The sequence below is a fragment of the Clostridioides sp. ZZV14-6387 genome, from assembly GCF_020657835.1.
GTDB lineage: Bacteria > Bacillota > Clostridia > Peptostreptococcales > Peptostreptococcaceae > Clostridioides > Clostridioides difficile_A.
The window spans coordinates 1-412 of the sequence record NZ_JAGWCW010000126.1 but is presented as its reverse complement, the minus strand read 5'-3'; the positions used below and the strand labels follow the sequence as shown (position 1 = coordinate 412).

The following is a 412-nucleotide window of genomic DNA, read 5'->3' as shown; positions in this document are numbered from 1 at the left end:
GTTATCAAAATATCTGGCTTTATGGTTTGTTTCTTGTTTATAAATTAACCTACTGTTTAATTTTCAAAGTTCTTTATTGATATAGTTAGATGGTAGCGGTAATAGGAGTCGAACCTATGACCTTTCGGGTATGAACCGAACGCTCTAGCCAACTAAGCTATACCGCCGTATTTCTGGTGCCCAGAGGCGGAATCGAACCACCGACACGGGGATTTTCAGTCCCCTGCTCTACCGACTGAGCTATCTGGGCAAATGGTGGGCCTAGCTGGACTCGAACCAGCGACCTCACGCTTATCAGGCGTGCGCTCTAACCACCTGAGCTATAGGCCCTTTTCTTGGTCGAGGTGAAGGGACTCGAACCCCCGGCCCCATGGTCCCAAACCATGTGCGCTACCAAACTGCGCTACACCTC

At 49.3% G+C, this 412-nt stretch carries 3 tRNA genes; all 3 read right to left on the bottom strand.

The window, feature by feature from the left end:
• Positions 1 to 90 precede the first annotated feature (90 nt).
• Positions 91 to 167: transfer RNA gene (locus tag KGF38_RS20105), tRNA-Met, on the bottom strand.
• Positions 168 to 174: 7 nt separating this feature from the next.
• Positions 175 to 250 (bottom strand) — tRNA-Phe (locus KGF38_RS20100).
• A gap of 3 nt (positions 251 to 253) precedes the next feature.
• Positions 254 to 330: transfer RNA gene (locus KGF38_RS20095), tRNA-Ile, on the bottom strand.
• Positions 331 to 412: the final 82 nt, after the last annotated feature.